The 750-nt window shown below is 72.7% G+C and carries 1 protein-coding gene; it reads right to left on the bottom strand.

What is annotated here, in order from left to right:
• The coding region (locus ACLIYP_RS30680; RefSeq protein ID WP_412716334.1) for an AMP-binding protein at nucleotides 1–750 on the bottom strand (750 nt) is incomplete at both ends.

The following is a 750-nucleotide window of genomic DNA, read 5'->3' as shown; positions in this document are numbered from 1 at the left end:
CTTGCCGTTGGCCGACAGCGGCAGCTCCTCCAGCACGGTCAGCGTGGGCGGCACCATGTAGCCCGGCAACCGCTCCACCGCCCAGGACCGCACCACGGCCAGCAACGCCTCGTCCGCCGCCCGGTCCCCCCGCACCTCGGGCACCACATAACCCACCAGCCGCCGGTGATGCCGCTCCCCCAACGCCGCCGCCACCACCGCGGCCACCCCCGGCGCCCGCCCCAGAACCGCCTCGATCTCCCCCAGCTCGATCCGGAAACCACCCACCTTGACCTGGAAGTCCTCCCGCCCCAGGAACTCGATCTCCCCCGACGGCAACCACCGCCCCACATCCCCCGTCCGGTACAACCGCTCCCCGGACACCGGATGCACCACGAACGACGCCGCGGTGCGCTCCGCATCGTTCCAGTACCCCTCGGCCAGCCCCACCCCCGCGATGAACAACTCACCCGGCACCTGCACCGGGCACTCCCGCCACCGCCCGTCGAACACATGGAACCGCTGGTTGCGCAACGGCCGCCCGTACGGGATCGACTCCCACCCCGGATCCACCTCCCCCACCGGATAGGCGATCGACCAGATCCCCGCCTCCGTCGCACCCCCCAGACCCACCACCTCGGCCCCCGGGGCCAGCGCCCGCACCCGGCCGGGCAGATCCACCGGAATCCAGTCACCCGACAGCAGCACCACCCGCAGCGCAACCGCAGCCGAGGCCCCCGCCGCGTGCTCCACCAGCATCGCCATCAACGC

This window comes from Streptomyces nanhaiensis, assembly GCF_046614825.1.
GTDB classification, from domain to species: Bacteria; Actinomycetota; Actinomycetes; order Streptomycetales; family Streptomycetaceae; genus Streptomyces; species Streptomyces radiopugnans.
Note: the sequence above shows the minus strand (reverse complement) of the source record. Positions and strands in the feature narration are given on the sequence as shown.